The following is a 17,990-nucleotide window of genomic DNA, read 5'->3' on the forward strand; positions in this document are numbered from 1 at the left end:
AAATGAGTATTTTAGAATCACAGATAGCAGCAACGCTTCTACCGGGCATGTCCATTCCAAAAGAACTGTCCCAATTATTTAGCTGGATTGAAGAGAATACATTTTATTTTGACAGAGATGCTGACACAGCACGCATAGGCTTGCTCTGCCCGAAAGAAATGCTAAATCAATACATCAGCGACTTCGATGAAGATGGCGATGAAATTGAAGCACGAAACGGTGGAACGGACATAAGCTTTCATGCCGAAGGTAATGTTAATCTGCATCATTGGTTTGGTCATGACAAACCCGAAGTATTAGATAGGCTTTGTGTGTTTGCCAGAACGGGTGGCGATGGTTCGATGGCTGCATTCTGGTTAGATGATGAAGGCAATCAGAAAATTGTACATTTAGGTTCAGGGTCTGGTTCGGTCTTGGTTTGTCAGCTAGCAGATAAAGCGATCGATTTTATGCGCTTACTTGCAATTGGTTATGATGAGATATGCTGGAACGAGAATTTCAATTTAACCCCTGAGCAATCGTTCGAGCTTAATATGACCTGGGTAAAACCTAATCGCAACTATCAAAACTGGTTAACGCAAACGTTTGATGTATCTATTCCTGAGCGCGCGAATGAAATCGTAAAACACCCAGCAGAAATGGGCGATACTGAAACCAAAGATCCTTTTTGCTTATGGGTTGAGAAACACTCAGCATAAAATTTAAGTCATCGAATAACACCTCAAAACAAATCTAGATTCCAGATACAGCTTCGTTAAGCTGTATCTTAAAACGGCTACGACCTATACTCGAGCTTCATTCTTACTCGTGAAGCTCCGTCTACGCTATGATCACCCCAACACTTTTAGGTACTGCTGTTATTCCCAATAACGGCGGCGAACTGCGATTAACCCAGCGCGGCAATGATTTTTCAATTCATTTGAAAGGACTCCGTGGCGAATTGATGAATAGTCGTGTGCACTCTTCTGAATTAGCCTTGGCCGAATTAGGTTGTGCCCATCTTCAAGGCGTACAAAACACGACCGTATTAGTTGGTGGTTTAGGCATGGGGTTTACGCTGGCAGCCGCCCTTAAAGCTACCACCAAGAGTTCTACAATAGAGGTTGCAGAATTGGTGCCAGAGGTTGCGGAATGGAATAAAGGCCCGTTAGGAGAATGTGCTGGCAGACCCATAGATGATAAACGCACAGTGGTGCGATTAGGCGATGTCGCAGCGCTATTCAAAACCAACAAACCTAGCTATGACGCTATTTTACTCGATGTTGATAATGGCCCAGAAGGTTTTACACATGCCGATAACAATAATTTGTATTCGTTAAATAGCTTACTCGCGATCAAACAAACACTTCGCCCTAAAGGTGTGTTAGCTATATGGTCGGCATGGCATGACCCTACATTCACCCAGCAATTGAAGAAAGCCCGTTTTAAAGAGGATGTCAAAACGGTCAGGGTTTGGCAATCAGCCACGAAATTGCAGAACACTTAAACGGCAAGATTCACCTATCGAATCGAAAAGAAGGTGGCTTATGCGTTCGTTATGAACAATTATTATTAGCAGACTAATTAGAAAGATAAACCTAATTATTTAAAGGCTTAAAGAGAACCTTTGCGCTTTTAATAAAAGATTAATAACGGATCATATAACTTCCAAAGTGATTGAAGAGCTTAGGTAAACCAATCTTTTTCTACAGTTCATGCAGTAATTCTGCGTTACTTGAGATTACAATGATATATTGGAACTCGACAATGCGTTTGGATCTTTCTGAAAAGGAATTAAACTTTTAGTTCTGTCTGTATTTTTACTATCCCAATGTGTTACAAAATCTTCAAAGTCACTCGCTATCAAAGGTTTAGAATAATAAAAACCTTGACCGTAATCACATCCTGCTCCAAAAAGTATATCGCTTTGTTCTTTAGTTTCAATTCCTTCTGCAATCACTTTGCACCTGAGTTTGTGCGCCATAATTATAATTGCCTTAACCAGTGCCATATCATCCGAATCAACTGTCAGGTTCCGTACAAATGATTGGTCTATTTTCAAGAAATTAAAATCATAACTTTTTAAATAGGATAGAGAGGAATAACCCGTACCAAAATCATCGATCGCGACGTCTATACCACTATTCTTTAATTGATTAAGATTATTTATTACGGTAGAACTTGGCTTCATTAATATGCCTTCGGTTATTTCCATCACCAAATTTTTTCCTGATAGTCCGTATGAGTCTAAATAGCTATTCCAGATATCGATTTTCATACCATTTTTATGATATTGCAAAGGCGATGTATTTATACTCATTTGGAATTCATTATCGAGAATTTTCATGACTCTGGCTGTTTGTGAAACTGCCTCTTTAAACGTCCATTCTCCTATTTCATTGATTAAACCTGCTTCCTCTGCAAGAGGTATAAATTCTTCAGGTGAAATGAAACCTCTGCTTGGATGATTCCAACGAATTAGTGCTTCTGCTTTGCAAATTTTGTTTTTTGATAAATCAATAATTGGCTGATACAAAAGAATGAATTGCTCTTTTTTCACAGTTAAACGAAGATCTCTAATGGTGTCGTTTTTAAGAGCGGTATTGTGCTTCATAGAAGAGTCGTAAAAAGTGATAGACTTACTGCCATTATTCTTTGAGAAATCCATGGTCTGATCGGCATTATTGATAAGTTCGGTACTAGTTGTTGCATCTTCTGGATAACATGTAATTCCGATACTTGTGCTAGTAACAATTTCATGTTCATTAATATGAAAGGGTAAACTTAAACAGTTGTTGATGCATTTAGTTGTAACAGAAATTTTCTTTTTATCAGATACCCCCGGGAGAATAATCATAAACTCATCTCCTGCAACTCGTGTAATTTCGTTTGTACTTTCTAAGCAGCTTTTAAGTCGTTTTGAAACCTCAATTATAAGCAGATCACCGATAGAGTGCCCCATGGAGATATTTACTTGTTTAATGTTATCCAGGTCCAGATAAATTAGTGTGAATGGTTCATCTATTGATTTGGATTGTTCTATTTGTTGTTCGAGTAATTTGTTAAATTTTCGTCTATTACCCAACCCTGTTAAGTGATCTACTTCTATTTCTCTTGTTAGAAGTCGTCGACTTGTTTTTAGGAGTTCTTCGCTTGTTTTTAGCTGACGTTGTGTTTTTCTGAGACTATAAGTCCATGCCAGTACTAATAATAAAAGACCAGCAAGCACTGTACCAATTATAACTACCTTGTTCATAGCAATATGAGGTTGCATTCCCATTCTGAACCAATAGTTTGAAATAATCTCCCTATCCACCTCCGATATCGAAGCAAGCACTTTTTTTATAATACCTACCAGCATCATATTGCTCTTTACGATGCCAATGCTATAGGTGCTCGAATACTCTGTTTGACCTGAGAAGGATAAATCATGAAAGTGATATTTATTTATCAAGTAACCTGCAGCTACCGCATTACCCACATAAGCATCTACAAGCCCTGAATGAGCCATACTGAGTGCATCATGTGAATTTTTAACATCAATTATTTCTATCTCGGGATATTTTCGGCTTAATTCATTTGATACAAATGATCCCTTTGTAGCAGCTATTTTTTTACCTTTCAGGTTATCTAATGTCCTTAGATAACCTTTAGCCACACTATCGTTTATTATTACTGTTGGATTGCTGACATAAGGTTCTGTAAATTCTAAAAAACTTCGCCGTGTTTCTGTATTAACTATTGATGCAATCATATCCAGCTGACCCGCCTTAGCCATCTCCATGGTTTCCCCCCAGGAGGCATCTTTAGCCATATCAAATTTAATTTTCAGCCTATATTCAATCATCCGCATAAAATCTGCAGAAAAACCAATGAATTCGTTATCTGAATTAACCGAACCAAAAGGAGGAAAATGTCTAGAAATACCTAATCTGATAGCAGAATGCTGAGATAACCATTGCTTTTCGTGATCCGTTAGTTCTAATTCATAATTATCACTATAAAGTATGTCATCAATACTATTTTTTGATTGATCTGCATCTAATGAGAAATAATGCGGAAGCTTATCTGTAAAGACCATTGCTATAAATATACAAGATAAGGAAAAAATAGCAGGGATAATTACTTTGTTTATTTTTAAATTCATTAAATCATATCGTTATATCAATATAACTATTATATTGCTAGCAAACCTTATAGAAGCTTAATGACTTTCCAAATATGCATATGAGCAATTGGCGTAGTAACTGTAAAATTAATTATTCGTTCCTGACTATCATCTGTCATCCTTCATATTGATTGAATTGCGCATCACTTAAAATCAACAAGTAATATAGAGATTGTTAAGACTACGACCTATACTCGTGCTTCATTCTTACTCGTGAAGCTCCGTCGACGCTATGATCACCCCAACACTTTTAGGTACTGCTGTTATTCCCAATAACGGCGGCGAACTGCGATTAACCCAGCGCGGCAATGATTTTTCAATTCATTTGAAAGGACTCCGTGGCGAATTGATGAATAGTCGTGTGCACTCTTCTGAATTAGCCTTGGCCGAATTAGGTTGTGCCCATCTTCAAGGCGTACAAAACACGACCGTATTAGTTGGTGGTTTAGGCATGGGATTTACGCTGGCGGCCGCCCTTAAAGCTACCACCAAGAGTTCTACAATAGAGGTTGCAGAATTGGTACCAGAAGTTGTGAAATGGAATAAAGGCCCGTTAGGAGAATGTGCTGGCAGACCCTTAGATGATAAACGCACAGTGGTGCGATTAGGCGATGTCGCAACGCTATTCAAAACCAACAAACCTAGCTATGACGCTATTTTACTCGATGTGGATAATGGCCCAGAAGGTTTTACACATGCCGATAACAATAGCTTGTATTCGTTAAATAGCTTACTCGCGATCAAACAAACACTTCGCCCTAAAGGTGTGTTAGCTATATGGTCGGCATGGCATGACCCTAAATTCACTCAGCAATTGAAGAAAGCCCGTTTTAAAGTGGAAGTCAAAACGGTTAGGGCCCATAAAGGTAAAGGCAGTCGCCATACTATTTACCTCGCCCGTTAGATCACAAGCAAATTAGTCAGCTACAACTACTACCACGAAACAGGAACACTTAGATTGTTTAAAAATAGGAAAAGATCTATTTAGAATTTATGTTCGCTTTTTGTATTCTTATGTTTTATAGTAGAACACATAACAAACAAAAAGCATAAGGAGCTAACAATGAATCAACTCATAAACAAAGTAATATCTGTATTAACAAAGAAACCTTCAAATGCATTTCTATTATTTTTAAGTGGCTTTCTTTTCGCTCAGGTAATGATTGTAAATGTACTTTATAGCCGACACCCACAAGGTGGTTGGGCAACTGATTTAGGTATGTTTTCAACACCGTCTATTCTGATGACATTCTTAGCGGCTTTATCGTTATGTCTGTTTGTTTTATGGCGCTCAGTTTCATCTGAAGATTAATCTTACTTCCCCCGGTAAGTCCCCCAGAATCTTCTACGAATAAAACACTAAAGTAGCACCAAGCCTTGGGTGACCTGCTTTTTTATTGTTAACTAGCCCTTCAGTAAAATGTCAGGTCACCCCCCTACTTTTAGGGGGTTTTCATATTTTATTGCTCATTTCCAATAGTTAAAGCAGCTATAGTTTTTCTTCTTCAATCAGCTGTACTTCAACACGCTGTGTTTCTAAAGTCACCGAAGGTCCAAACTGATTGAAAATTGCTACGTCAGCCGCATCACGACCATAACCGATTGCAATATAGCCTCCTGTGATTTCTGACTGTGTCGCATCGAAGGTGTACCAACGACCGCCGACATAGGCTTCAAACCAGGCATGTAGATCCATCGGTTCTAATTCGTATAAATAACCCACTACCAATCGTGTCGGGATACTCAAACTCCTACACAGTGCAATACCCAGATGAGAAAGATCACGACAAACACCTGATTGTCTCTCATTAACTTCTATAGCAGATATCGCTATATCACTGGTTCCCGGTAGATAACTAATATTATTACGTAACCATGTTTCAATGGCTTTTACTTGATCGTAACCCATTGCATGACCTTCAGTGATCGAAGCAGCCATGTCGTTAAATCGATCCGACTCGCAATAGCGACTGGGTAAAAGATAGCTAAGTACAGATTCGGGGAGTTTGTCTATTTCGACAAAAGGTGCGCCGGGTGCTTGATCGACCAAATCATTAATCAAAACATCAGAGGAGGTAAAGATTTCAAAGGGTCCTACAGGTGCAACCAATCGCTGACAAAGATTGCCATAGTTATCAGTAAATTCATAAACTGGGACTTGAGGACGAATTCTGTACTCTTCTCTCGCTACCCATTGATTAGCGCCACTGCGTTGTCGCAGCATTAAAATGAACGTTGTTGGTATTTCGACTTCGAATGACATGTCACAAATAGTGCGTAACCACATAGGGTTTATCCTTATTTAAGGTTTAGGGTATAGAACTTGGAACTTGGAATTTGGAATTTGGAACTTGGAACTTACATACTATAACACTGATGCATAGACAGTCAGATTACCTAATTGTTTCAGATAGAAGCCTAGTTATTTGATGCGCATAAATTTGACACCCCCCTACTTACAGGGCTTTTTTATCTGCCTTTGATCGATACATTATTTGTTAAAGTATCACTCAATAGCTTGTTTCAGACTCATGAATCCATATAAGGCAAAAACAGTTGATGCATATTCACACGTGCTTTTAACTTCGCCGCGAGCAAATAAAGTCCCGCCAGTTTACGATGCAAGAATAATGCATCCGCTGGTGGTGTGTGCCAATAATCCTGTTGCGTACTCAATGCCATGCCCGACTCACGAATACGCTTTGCCAGATTAGAAGTACCAAAGTCGTATTCACCATTAAATGTTAAGGGTTCGCAAGCCGTTTCAAATAAATCCAGAACGGCTTCGCGTTGTGGTTGTTGAATAAATTCCTGAAAGAAACCAATATCTGTGGCTGCTTGTTCCATAGCATCACGGTTTTCTTCGATCGCTCCTTGCATTAAGGAACGGTAAGCTGAAGAAATCTTGCTGGAGTATTCACGTGTTGCACCAAAATCCAGCAGAATGAGTTTTTCACTCTCAATATCGTATTGGTAGTTAGCAAAGTTAGGATCTGTCTGAACCAGTTTAAATTCGAAAATTTCTTTAAACAACAAGGACATCAACAAACTAACAACACGATTGCGTTGTTCCTGATTAATTTTCTGCCCCAACGTTTCTACCTGATCACCGCCGACAAACGACATCGCGAGTATATTTTCTGTGCTGTAATCGGGATAATATTCGGGAAGCTCATAGTCTGGCTCATTGGCTAATAATTCAGTATACGTCTGTATCCACTTACCCTCGAGCGCGTAATCAGCTTCCAGCTGTAACTGAATTTTTGCTTCATCTAATAACGGTTTGAAATCAACCTCTTTAGGGATCAAGCCAGAGACTCGCAATAAGGTGGCGACATTATCAACATCACTGGAAATACTTTCACGTACACCGGGGTACTGGATTTTTAATGCCAGATGACGGCCATCTTTGGTATAGGCAGAATGCACCTGTCCGATTGATGCAGCGGCAATCGGTTCAAAAGAGAATTGTTTAAACGATTTATTCCAGCCTTCTCCCCAATTATCGTGCAGAATTTTGGTAAGCTGACTAAACGGCATCGGCTTCGCATCTGAACGCAATCGAGATAAAATCTGGGTGAGTTCTTCAGGCAGTAAATCACCGGTATCCATCGACAATAACTGACCCACTTTCATTGCGGCACCACGTAATTGTGCTAATTGATCGGCAACCCGCTTTGCATTGGCAGGCGTCAATAACATATCACGCGTATTGGGGCGATTCCCCTTGGCAAGTTGTCGGGCGCCTTCAGCCAACATTCCACCAGCTACTCCCGTTGCTAAAGACCCTAGTCTGGCAAAGCGTGACAACCTATGTGTAGGAACACTTGCTGATTTGTTTTTACCTGAATCTGCCATGAGTATATTTATTGCCCTGTTTTTGTTTACTAGGAGTTAGAAAACTTTTGATTAAAAACTGTTAATTAGAAACTGTTAACGAAAATACGATAAGAGAAATATCGAAATCCTTGATTAATTTAATTATACAATATTTGTACAATATACCTACATAAGTTATATTTCACAAGAAAGACTTATCGAATGAGATGACCCATTATGACGAAAACTTCAAAAACAATGTATCTACTCGGTTACGCTGGCGTGATCCCTTTCTTGTTATTAGCGGTGTTAGTTGCACGAGATCAACCATCTTTTTTTGACTCCACCATAGCGCTGGCTGTATGGCTGGGTATTTATGCGGCGGTTATACTCAGTTTTTTAGGTGCAATCAGTTGGGGTGTCGCGCTAGCAAATCAGGCACAATTGAACACGAAGCAATCTAATCAACTTTTGTACTATGGTGTTGTGCCATCGCTATTGGCATGGCTCTCATTACTCTTGCCGATTAATCTGGCATTGGCAGTGATGGCCGGTTTAATCGTTTTAGCTTACCTGGTTGATTTATTGTTATTAGCGCCGTGTTTACCTGCAACGATTTCTTCGCAATACATACGCCTACGATTTCATTTGAGCATCACTGTGGCAACGTTGTTATTACTGTCTTCGATATTTGCCTGATAGACTCATGCTTTACCCAGCGATACCTTGACATGCCCAGACATGCCCAGACATGCCTAGACATACTCTGATAAAAACTGAGTAAAAACAGACTAAAAGCTTTGTAAGCTCTATAATCCCCCGACTTATTTTTCGAAACTCTTTATCAATCAATATGCGAACATTTTTAGCCCCAATGGAAGGTGTGGTAGACCATGAAATACGCGATTTATTAACGCGTATCGGTGGCTATGATCGTTGTGTGACAGAATTTATTCGGGTGACGCGACAAACACTGAAGGAAAGTCTTTTCCTACGCAGTGCTCCTGAGTTAAAAAATGGTGGAAAAACACCAGCCGGCACTCCTGTCTACTTGCAATTACTCGGTGGAGATCCTGATGCAATGGCGCGCAATGCTGTTCGTGCTCAAAATCTTGATCCACTCGGGATCGATATCAACTTTGGTTGCCCTTCTAAAACCGTGAATAAACGCGACGGCGGTTCAGCGCTATTACGCGAGCCAGATCGTATCTATCATATTGTGGCTGCGGTGCGTGATGCGGTTGATCCTAAAATACCGGTCACCGCTAAAATCCGTTTAGGTTTTAGTGATCATGATTCACTGCATACCATTTCTGAAAACATCATCAAAGCCGGCGCTAACGAACTGTGCATTCATGCGCGTACCCGTCAGGATCGTTATGTCCCGCCCGCCTATTGGTCTGCGGTTAAAGGTGTTTCTGCGATGAGTCCAATACCGGTTATCATTAATGGCGAGATATGGACCATTGATGATGCAAAAAAAGCACGTGAAGAAAGCGGTTGCGAAGACATTATGCTGGGGCGCAGTGCGCTAACTCGCCCTGATCTTGCACTGAGTATCAAAGCCGAGAATGATGGCGTACCTCATCAATTAATGACGTGGCCGGAAGTATTGGAAATGATGCTGATCTATTTACAAGCATCCACTAAAAACCAACACCCTAAATTTATCGCAAACCGAACCAAGCAATGGTTGGTGTTTTTACAAAGACAATACAGTGGTGCTGCTGAGTTATTCCATGCGGTTAAACGTTTGCAAACCGAAGATGAGATTTATGCCGCGATAGCAGCCCATCAAAAACAACTAGCATCACATTCACACATGGAAGAAAAAACAGAGCAAACAACTGCATTGGTCTAATTTACCTTACAGAGTACAATTCACGTATGTCATTATCTCTTAAAAATTTACTCATTCTGTTCGTGGTTATTACTGTTAGCGCATGCTCCCAGCAATCTACGCATTCAAGTAGATACACCGCGACTAATGCTTCCTCTCCATCATATCCCTCAGTTAGCTATCACGCCAAAGGTAAAGCCTCGTATTATGCGGACAAATATCATGGCAGGAAAACAGCCAATGGTGAGAGATTCAATCAAAGAGCAAAAACCGCTGCACATAAAAAGTTACCATTTGGAACATGGCTTAGAGTCACTAACGTAAACAATGGGAAAACAGTCATCGTTAGAGTTAACGACCGTGGTCCATTTGTGAAAGGACGGATTATCGACCTATCGAAATCGGCTTTTTCAGCAATAGCAAATCCAAGAGAGGGAGTTGTTGATGTGGTCGTGGATGTTATTGATCATTGATTAAGTGAGAGATTAAGTGAGAGATAGAGAGTGAGTCAGAGATTGAGTTTTTTATCAGTCTCAATGAGTTATAACAGCCAAAAGATAACAACTATCATCGATTGAAATAACTAAAACCCACCCCCCACCTTTGGGGCACTTTTTTAATTAGTTAAAATAAATCCAATTCAACGGTTTATTATTTCAATGAAAACGACTATAAACATTAAATAAGCAAATACCCCTTTTAAAAGTTTCCGAGGAACACTTATGACAGTCCATGTCGCGACCCATCCTTTAATCCAACATAAACTCGGCTTACTCAGAGCTGTAGATATCAGTACAAAATCTTTTCGCGAACTTTCAAGCGAAATCAGCATGTTACTCACTTACGAAGCCACTGCAAATTTGAAGCTGGAACCAACCACGATTGAATGTTGGGACGGTGAAGTTGAGATTCAGCAAATCAAAGGCAAGAAAATTACCATCGTACCTATTTTACGTGCAGGACTCGGCATGTTAGATGGCGTCATCGAATTACTACCAAACGCGCGTATCAGCGTCGTTGGGTTATATCGCGATGAAGAAACTTTAGAGCCTGTGACTTACTTTGAAAAAATGGCACCTAAGATCGAAGACCGTATCTCACTGATTGTTGATCCGATGCTGGCAACCGGCGGCTCTTTTAACGCTGCGGTTGATATGGTTAAAAAATCAGGTTGTACCCATATCATGGGACTCTTCCTTGTTGCATCTCCTGAAGGAATTGAAGCGGTTAAAGAGCAACACCCGGATGTCGATATCTATGTGGCTGCGGTTGATGATCATTTAAATGAAAATGGTTACATCATTCCTGGCCTGGGCGATGCGGGCGACAAATTGTTTGGAACCAAATAGCACAGATGTAGCAATAGTTGGAAGGAAAGCCGACTGAATGAATCTTTAGGAGAAATAATATATGCAACACAGCTCAGATTTAGAAAAACAATCGATGCTACATACCGCCATCCTCGGCGCACAAATGTTATTTGTGGCGTTTGGTGCGTTAGTTTTAGTCCCCATATTAACCGGCTTAGACCCAAATGTAGCCTTGTTCACAGCGGGTATCGGTACGCTGGTTTTTCAGGTAGTAACGAAGCGTCAAGTACCGGTTTTTCTCGCATCTTCATTTGCCTTTATCGCACCCATTATTTACGGCGTTCAAACCTGGGGAATACCTGCAACCATGTCAGGCTTATTTGCGGCTGGTATGCTGTATATGGTTTTAAGTGCAATGATCAAGTGGCGAGGTCGTGGCATTGTTGATCGTTACTTACCACCGATTGTAGTAGGACCTGTGATCATCGTAATTGGTCTAACATTAGCGCCTGTGGGCATTAATATGGCGCTGGGTAAAACCGGCGATGGTTCTGCCGTTTTAGTGGCGCACAATACTGCGTTAATTATCTCGATGGTGACGCTATTAGCGACAATGTTAACCACCGTTTTCGCCAAAGGCTTGTTCAAGCTGATCCCTATTTTAATGGGTATCGTTGTTGGCTATATCATATCGATGTTCTACGGTTTGGTTAATTTTGACGGCGTAGCTAATGCCGCGTGGTTTGCACTACCCAAATTTACAACGCCTGAATTCAACCTTGAAGCGATATTGTTTATCTTGCCGATTGCGATAGCCCCGGCGATTGAACATATCGGAGATATCTCTGCTATAAGTGGTGTCACAGGCAAAGACTTTATGAAAAAGCCTGGTTTACATCGCACTTTGTTAGGTGATGGTTTGGCGACATCAACCGCAGCATTATTTGGTGGTCCACCAAATACAACTTACTCAGAAGTAACAGGTGCGGTTGCGCTCACAAAATCATTTAACCCAGTGATTATGACGTGGGCAGCGGTATTCGCGATTTTCTTATCGTTCTCTGGCAAAACAGGCGCGCTATTAGCAACCATTCCAACACCGGTAATGGGCGGCATCATGACGCTTATGTTTGGTGCTATCGCAGCAGTTGGTATGAATACTTTAGTGCGCGCACGTTTAGATTTATCTCAATCACGCAATATGATCATTATCGCGCTGGTTTTGGTATTCGGACTAGGCGGCATGCAGTTTGGTCTAGGTGAATTCACACTGAAAGGTATTGGGCTTTCTGCGGTATTAGCGATTGTGTTGAATATCATTTTACCTAAAGAAAAAGGTGAAGCGGTTTAATACTTAATTAATACCTAATTCATCGTAAAAAAGGCCGGATTTTTCCGGCCTTTTTTGTGTCTGCTTTTTCATTTTATTCTAAGGCAGTTATCAGAAGGTCTGGTTTCTTTGGGGACTTTAAAACATACGCTATTATCATTTTCCAAATAAACTGCTGAAGTTTCATTATCATAAAATGGGTTATTTATAACGCTTGGACTTACCGGGAGATTCTTAGTATTCGCCGTTGCATTAAACAATTGTATTTTAGCATCCAGATAGAAAAGCGAGGCGGCATACTTACTATAATCAGGAAAAGCGACATTATTTAAAATATCCCCAATATAGTTTTTGAGGAAAGACTTTTTAACGTTTACAGGCTTATCATTTTCTACAAAACTAGTGAATTTTTTTGCGCTTCCTTTAGATAACTCGATGATTTTTTTGTATCTTAGGTAAGCTACATTGATTTGCATATTAGGCTTATACAAAAATTTCCTGCTTAATATTCCACCGAGTTCACTGTTTGTCTGACTGTTATCAGTAGAGCTATTTCTTTGGAAAACTTTTGAGAATTTATAGGCCATAGCAAATTCATAATTGAGAGGTTTTTCCAAACTTTTTTCTTCTTCATTCAACACAGGAATTGTCTGATGAAAATCAAGCTTTTGTTTGTGAATGATTACTGACAATAAATCTAAACTATTACTAATAGATCGAGCCCCTATTGCTTTTAAAACGATGCTATCTGCTTGTTGTAGTAAATGACGCAACTGTTTTATCTCATGTAACAAAGCAGTTATTGCCTCTTCTTCCCTGTTTTTTTCTGCATATTCCAACGCTATTAGATGGCTTAAATTACTCCCAGCGAAAAGGTATGAGTAGGATGGGAAAGGTGTCAACATATTGGGTACAGCCAGTGTATGAAAATCATCTTTAGCAAGAAATTCTCTGTAACGCTCTAACAAAATTGATTCAGATGTTTTTATCTGTTCTGCATTATAGTTTTGCGCCAATAACCTATCCACATAACCGCAGTTGTCTTGTATTTTAAAGTCTTTACAAGACTTCAACTTAAACTCTTTTAATCGTTTTGCTTTGGGATATTCACGAATTTTGTATGTTTGTTCTTCAAAACTTTTATCAGCAATTCTCTCTTCTTCAGCTCTAAGAGATTCTAATTGTTGTTTTCCCACTATCATTGGATCGTCATCAACACCCGCGTAGATACCTAACAAATAAACATAAGCATCACTTTCAGTGTTTTCACCCACACTTTGATACATCTGAGAGGCTTCTGGGGCTATCTTGTCATCTACTGTAAAATAATAAACGACTAGTACTACAGGTATTGTGATCAAGGTAACGAGCTTAAGTACTAGTTTCATATTATTTTTAGTTAGTTTTATATAGTGTTAATTTTAAGAGTAATGAATACGAATAACAAACCGATTAGATTAGCGGGTAATCGATCAAGTATTTAAGTACAAAGTCACCCCCCTACTTACAGGCACTTTTTTTAATTTGATCTATGTCATAGCAACTTAAAGCCTGCATTGGTACAGATATTGTTCGATGCTAGACTCCCGCTTTTTAGCGCTTCCAATGTTATCCAATGAAAAAACCTGAATTACTCGCGCCTGCTGGCACTTTAAAAAGTATGCATTATGCATTTGCGTATGGCGCTGATGCGATCTATGCGGGGCAACCGCGTTACAGTCTTCGCGTTCGCAATAATGAATTCTTAAATGAAAAACTCGCTCAGGGAATCAACGAAGCGCATGCGCTGGATAAGAAGTTTTATCTAACGGTTAATTCATCACCACATAACAGCAAAATCAAAACCTTCATCAAAGACCTTGATCCAGTAGCAGCAATGAAACCCGATGCGTTTATTATGGCGGATCCTGGCTTGATTATGATGGCACGTGAAGCGTGGCCAGATATGCCGATTCATTTATCGGTACAGGCGAATACCGTCAATTATGCCACGGTTAAATTCTGGAAAACCATGGGTGTTGAGCGTGTGATTTTATCACGTGAACTATCACTGGATGAAATCGCAGAAATCCGTCAGGAATGTCCTGATATGGAATTGGAAGTGTTTGTGCATGGCGCATTGTGTATTGCGTATTCGGGGCGCTGTTTACTATCGGGCTACTTCAACCATCGCGACCCGAATCAGGGAACCTGCACCAACTCCTGTCGCTGGAAATACGATACCAAACCCGCTGTTGAAACGGAGGAAGGTATTTTCAGTCCTGAAGATGTAAATACTGATTTGGCTAAGCCTGTAATCCTGTCAGAAGATATTCTGAATAATCCCGGTATCGGCGATCAACAACGTCACCCACTGGCTGATGAGGTTTACTTCCTCGAAGAGAAAGAACGGCCCGGTGAATTGTTGCCGATTATGGAAGACGAGCACGGCACCTATATCATGAATTCCAAAGACTTACGTGCGGTAGAACACGTGCAGCGCTTGTGTGAAATTGGCGTCGATTGTTTGAAAATCGAAGGCCGTACCAAGTCTCATTATTACGCCGCGCGCACTGCACAGACCTATCGTAAAGCGATTGACGATGCGGTCGCAGGACGAGAATTTGATACCGATTTACTCGGCACTTTAGAAAACTTATCCAACCGTGGCTATACCGATGGTTTCTACCAGCGTCATCACACGCACGAGTACCAAAGCTACATGGCTAATGCGTCTCAAAGCAATCGCGCACAATTTGTCGGTGAAGCGATTCAGGTCGATCACGAAAATGGCTTTATGGATGTGGAAGTAAAAAACCGCTTTGGCATTAATGACCGCTTGGAGTTCGTGATGCCAAACGGTAAGAATATTGAAGTCACTCTGGATCACATGGAAACACTCAAAGGTGAAACGATTGATGTCGCACCAGGCAGTGGCCATACCGTAAGGATACCTATTAAAGAGCTTGGCATCGAAGGTGACCGTGTATTGATATCACGCTATTTGAAATAGATACTTTTTAAGTCACCCCCCTACTTTTAAGTAGTTTTTTAAGTGTAGAAACGAATGGAACACCATGCTTTTTTAAGGTTTCTACATTAAATGTATAGATTTTTGTAATATTAAAATCATTAATTTATTTATATAAGGACACTCTAATGGACGTAAAACAACTTTTTGATGCCGAACCAAAATCACCACTTTATGTTGCGATAAATAAAGTACTGGTGAAAAACGATCCGAATCTTATGCGCATGATGAAACAAGCGAGCGCGAAAATGTGCTTGGCAACATCGTTGACACCAGGTTTCAGTGGCTTTGATTTAATGAAACAAGTGGGTAGTTGTCCGATGGGAATGCGCTGGGGAGCTAGTTCAGACATGAGCGATGAGCTTTCTCATATCTGGATTGATCAAATCACTTACTGGGATTCCTGGCAAGCTCATGAAGACTTCCACGAAACGTTTGAAGATGTAGTCGTTGATACCTGCGCACGATGTGGTGATGTATTGCTTGAGGGGCCTGAAGAGCCTGTTTATCGCGTGGTGAAAAGTGATCTACCTTCATTAATTTCAATGACCCAGTGGTTGCGAAAAAGTGCAGAAGGCAAAGCAGATGGTTACGCGGTTGATTCGGGTAACTCAGTTACAGTAATGGCGACGCATAAGATTAAACCCGGTGCTGAAGCAGAATTTGAAGAAGGTGAAATTGCCACCATGGAAGGGTTGAAAGCAACTAGCGGTATGGTTGGTTATCAAATACTTAAGCGTATTGGCATATCAACATTAGGCAGTGGTCATGCGACTGTAGAATCTATTATGGAAGATATGAAAAACAGTTCCGGGAGCAAACTCAAACGTACCGCAGAAGTATGGGAAGGTTATACCATTCCGGCTGAATATCTAGTGATGGTTGAATGGGACTCTTTGGGTGCTGCACAAGCTGGGATGCCACATGTAAATGTTAAGCCAGAATTATTATTCCAGCATGGCCCAAAAGTTTTAAACAACTGTTTGCACATGCCTACGGTAAGAATGTCTGATTCGATGTTCAGAGAACAAAGTAATCGAGAAATTTTAAACGGTAATAAATAAAAGTTTATTTCAATAGCAGTCTGTTTAATATAGTTTGCTATTGATACACCCCCCTACTTTAACGCTGTTTTTCGTTCTCAGTATTATTGAGAGATGTCAGCTTTGAATGCGTCAATTCATGATACTTTCATTCCATGAAATTTAGAAACGCTCAAAGCCTGTTTTTGTTAATGCTATTAACACTCCAATCAGGTTGTTCGCTGATTAAAACAAATCAGGAGATCAAGGAAATTGACAGCGCTGTAACAATTACAGGGAAAATCCAAAACGCTAAAAAACCTGATACGCCAATTGTTATAGGTTTATTTAAAAAAGGGAAAGAAAAAGCGAGAGTAAAAGAGCAAGGCAAGAAAAATAAATATACCCTTTTACAATCTACAGTCGTTTATGGAAATTCTGCTTTTGAATTTTTGACTGAAGAAGATAGTTATTATGTCGCTGCTTTTGCAGATATTAATCAGGACTTCATTTTACAGAAAAATGAATCGGCGGGCTGGTATGGTAAACCGTCTGCCTTGAAAGTGATTAGCGGCAAACAGATACCTCCGATACAAATCACATTAAAACCACCCGCAGAAGTTAGCATCGATATGCCTTCTATTTATGATGCTAACTATCAACAGCTAATAACGCTAAAGAATAATAAGACACTAGGTAGAATCCTTAAAATAACTGACCCATCACTTTCTCATTCCGTTGGTCAATTAGGTTTATGGCATCCACTGGAATTTGTGAAACAACAAAAACACGGGGTATTTTTCCTGCAGGATTACGACCCTAAAAAAATCCCAATCATATTCTTTCATGGCATTGGAGGTTCGGGTGCTGACCTTAAATCACTAATAGCCAGTGTCGATACAAACAAGTTTCAACCGTGGGTGCTGCAATACCCTTCTGGGTTACGTCTGGATTTAATCGCCTCTCACTCTTCAGGAGAGATTAACAAGCTGCGTTCAAAATACCATTTTGATCAATACGTGGTTATTGCACACAGTATGGGTGGTTTGTTGGCTCGTAGTATTATTGAACGCCAATTATCTCAAAAAAGAGAGGTTGATATCCCTTTGTTTATTTCTATCTCTACACCCTGGAATGGTCATAAAGCAGCCACATGGGGCATTGAAGGCGCGCCTGTAGTGATTCCGGTATGGTTTGATATTGCGCCCGGAAGTCCTTACTTAAAACGCTTGCAACAGCAGATTGCGAAAACACCCGTCAAACATCATTTACTCTTTAGTTATAAAGGTAACTTGAGCTTAATCAACAGTGAAAATAACGATGGTACGGTGACACTCAGCAGTGAGTTATTGCCCGTTGTGCAATCTCACGCCGAAGAAGTGTATGGGTTTGATGTTGACCATGTTGGCATTCTTGAGCATCAAGAAATGCTGGATAAGGTAAATCAACGACTATCTGAAATCGTCTTTTAAGAGATACATTAAATGCTCCAGTATTTCGACAACTAATACT

16 protein-coding genes are annotated in these 17,990 nt (G+C 40.1%); 12 read left to right on the top strand and 4 right to left on the bottom strand.

Annotation, left to right across the window (positions count from 1 at the left end):
- The first annotated feature begins 2 nt into the window (after nucleotides 1–2).
- The gene (locus EV695_RS08595; protein ID WP_131905522.1) at nucleotides 3–698 is read left to right on the top strand and encodes an SMI1/KNR4 family protein; all 696 of its coding nucleotides are present in this window, start codon (nucleotides 3–5) and stop codon (nucleotides 696–698) included.
- A gap of 128 nt (nucleotides 699–826) precedes the next feature.
- Nucleotides 827–1,486, top strand: a complete 660-nt coding sequence (locus EV695_RS08600; RefSeq protein ID WP_131905523.1) for a spermine/spermidine synthase domain-containing protein — start codon at nucleotides 827–829, stop codon at nucleotides 1,484–1,486.
- Between the two features lie 234 nt (nucleotides 1,487–1,720).
- Here EV695_RS08600 and EV695_RS08605 read toward each other — a convergent pair whose 3' ends face one another.
- Nucleotides 1,721–4,126 carry an EAL domain-containing protein gene (locus tag EV695_RS08605; RefSeq protein WP_131905524.1) on the bottom strand — a complete coding sequence of 802 codons (2,406 nt, stop codon included), beginning with the start codon at nucleotides 4,124–4,126 and terminating at the stop codon, nucleotides 1,721–1,723.
- 253 nt (nucleotides 4,127–4,379) lie between these two features.
- Here EV695_RS08605 and EV695_RS08610 point away from each other — a divergent pair, with 253 nt between their 5' ends.
- Together EV695_RS08610 and EV695_RS08615 are read left to right on the top strand one after the other, a co-directional pair.
- Nucleotides 4,380–5,051 carry a spermine/spermidine synthase domain-containing protein gene (locus EV695_RS08610; protein ID WP_131905525.1) on the top strand — a complete coding sequence of 224 codons (672 nt, stop codon included), beginning with the start codon at nucleotides 4,380–4,382 and terminating at the stop codon, nucleotides 5,049–5,051.
- Nucleotides 5,052–5,210: 159 nt separating this feature from the next.
- Nucleotides 5,211–5,459, top strand: a complete 249-nt coding sequence (locus EV695_RS08615) for a hypothetical protein (RefSeq protein ID WP_131905526.1) — start codon at nucleotides 5,211–5,213, stop codon at nucleotides 5,457–5,459.
- 177 nt (nucleotides 5,460–5,636) lie between these two features.
- Here the strand turns inward: EV695_RS08615 and EV695_RS08620 are convergent, their stop codons facing one another.
- Both EV695_RS08620 and EV695_RS08625 read right to left on the bottom strand, forming a co-directional pair.
- Nucleotides 5,637–6,434: a transglutaminase-like domain-containing protein gene (locus EV695_RS08620; RefSeq protein ID WP_131905527.1), complete on the bottom strand. Its 798-nt coding sequence runs from the start codon at nucleotides 6,432–6,434 to the stop codon at nucleotides 5,637–5,639.
- Nucleotides 6,435–6,676: 242 nt separating this feature from the next.
- Nucleotides 6,677–8,005, bottom strand: a complete 1,329-nt coding sequence (locus EV695_RS08625; protein ID WP_131905528.1) for an ABC1 kinase family protein — start codon at nucleotides 8,003–8,005, stop codon at nucleotides 6,677–6,679.
- Between the two features lie 198 nt (nucleotides 8,006–8,203).
- On the opposite strand from EV695_RS08625, the gene EV695_RS08630 reads away from it, so the two are divergent.
- From EV695_RS08630 to EV695_RS08650, 5 genes are all read left to right on the top strand, one after another.
- Entirely contained in the window at nucleotides 8,204–8,665 is a 462-nt protein-coding gene (locus tag EV695_RS08630; RefSeq protein ID WP_131905529.1) for a DUF3429 domain-containing protein, read from the top strand.
- A gap of 154 nt (nucleotides 8,666–8,819) precedes the next feature.
- Complete coding sequence (locus EV695_RS08635) at nucleotides 8,820–9,827, top strand: tRNA dihydrouridine synthase (RefSeq protein WP_131905530.1); 1,008 nt, start codon at nucleotides 8,820–8,822, stop codon at nucleotides 9,825–9,827.
- 26 nt (nucleotides 9,828–9,853) lie between these two features.
- Nucleotides 9,854–10,279 (top strand): septal ring lytic transglycosylase RlpA family protein, encoded by a 426-nt coding sequence (locus EV695_RS08640; protein WP_131905531.1) that lies wholly within the window; start codon nucleotides 9,854–9,856, stop codon nucleotides 10,277–10,279.
- A 249-nt stretch (nucleotides 10,280–10,528) separates the two neighbouring features.
- The gene (gene upp, locus EV695_RS08645) at nucleotides 10,529–11,155 is read left to right on the top strand and encodes a uracil phosphoribosyltransferase (RefSeq protein WP_131905532.1); all 627 of its coding nucleotides are present in this window, start codon (nucleotides 10,529–10,531) and stop codon (nucleotides 11,153–11,155) included.
- Between the two features lie 61 nt (nucleotides 11,156–11,216).
- Nucleotides 11,217–12,467: a uracil-xanthine permease family protein gene (locus EV695_RS08650; RefSeq protein WP_131905533.1), complete on the top strand. Its 1,251-nt coding sequence runs from the start codon at nucleotides 11,217–11,219 to the stop codon at nucleotides 12,465–12,467.
- Nucleotides 12,468–12,535: 68 nt separating this feature from the next.
- On the opposite strand, the gene EV695_RS08655 is transcribed toward EV695_RS08650, so the two are convergent.
- A complete protein-coding gene (locus tag EV695_RS08655; RefSeq protein ID WP_131905534.1) occupies nucleotides 12,536–13,834 on the bottom strand; it encodes a hypothetical protein in 1,299 nt (432 codons plus the stop codon).
- Between the two features lie 227 nt (nucleotides 13,835–14,061).
- Between EV695_RS08655 and trhP the strand changes: the two genes are divergently transcribed.
- The 3 genes from trhP to EV695_RS08670 all read left to right on the top strand — a co-directional run bounded on the left by trhP (nucleotide 14,062) and on the right by EV695_RS08670 (nucleotide 17,950).
- Nucleotides 14,062–15,438 (top strand): prephenate-dependent tRNA uridine(34) hydroxylase TrhP, encoded by a 1,377-nt coding sequence (trhP, locus tag EV695_RS08660; protein ID WP_131905535.1) that lies wholly within the window; start codon nucleotides 14,062–14,064, stop codon nucleotides 15,436–15,438.
- A gap of 146 nt (nucleotides 15,439–15,584) precedes the next feature.
- Complete coding sequence (locus tag EV695_RS08665; RefSeq protein WP_131905536.1) at nucleotides 15,585–16,520, top strand: sulfur oxygenase reductase family protein; 936 nt, start codon at nucleotides 15,585–15,587, stop codon at nucleotides 16,518–16,520.
- Nucleotides 16,521–16,654: 134 nt separating this feature from the next.
- Nucleotides 16,655–17,950, top strand: coding sequence for an esterase/lipase family protein (locus tag EV695_RS08670; RefSeq protein WP_131905537.1), 1,296 nt, complete (start codon nucleotides 16,655–16,657; stop codon nucleotides 17,948–17,950).
- The last annotated feature ends 40 nt before the right edge of the window (nucleotides 17,951–17,990 follow it).

This window comes from Cocleimonas flava (genome assembly GCF_004339015.1).
Taxonomy (GTDB): Bacteria; Pseudomonadota; Gammaproteobacteria; order Thiotrichales; family Thiotrichaceae; genus Cocleimonas; species Cocleimonas flava.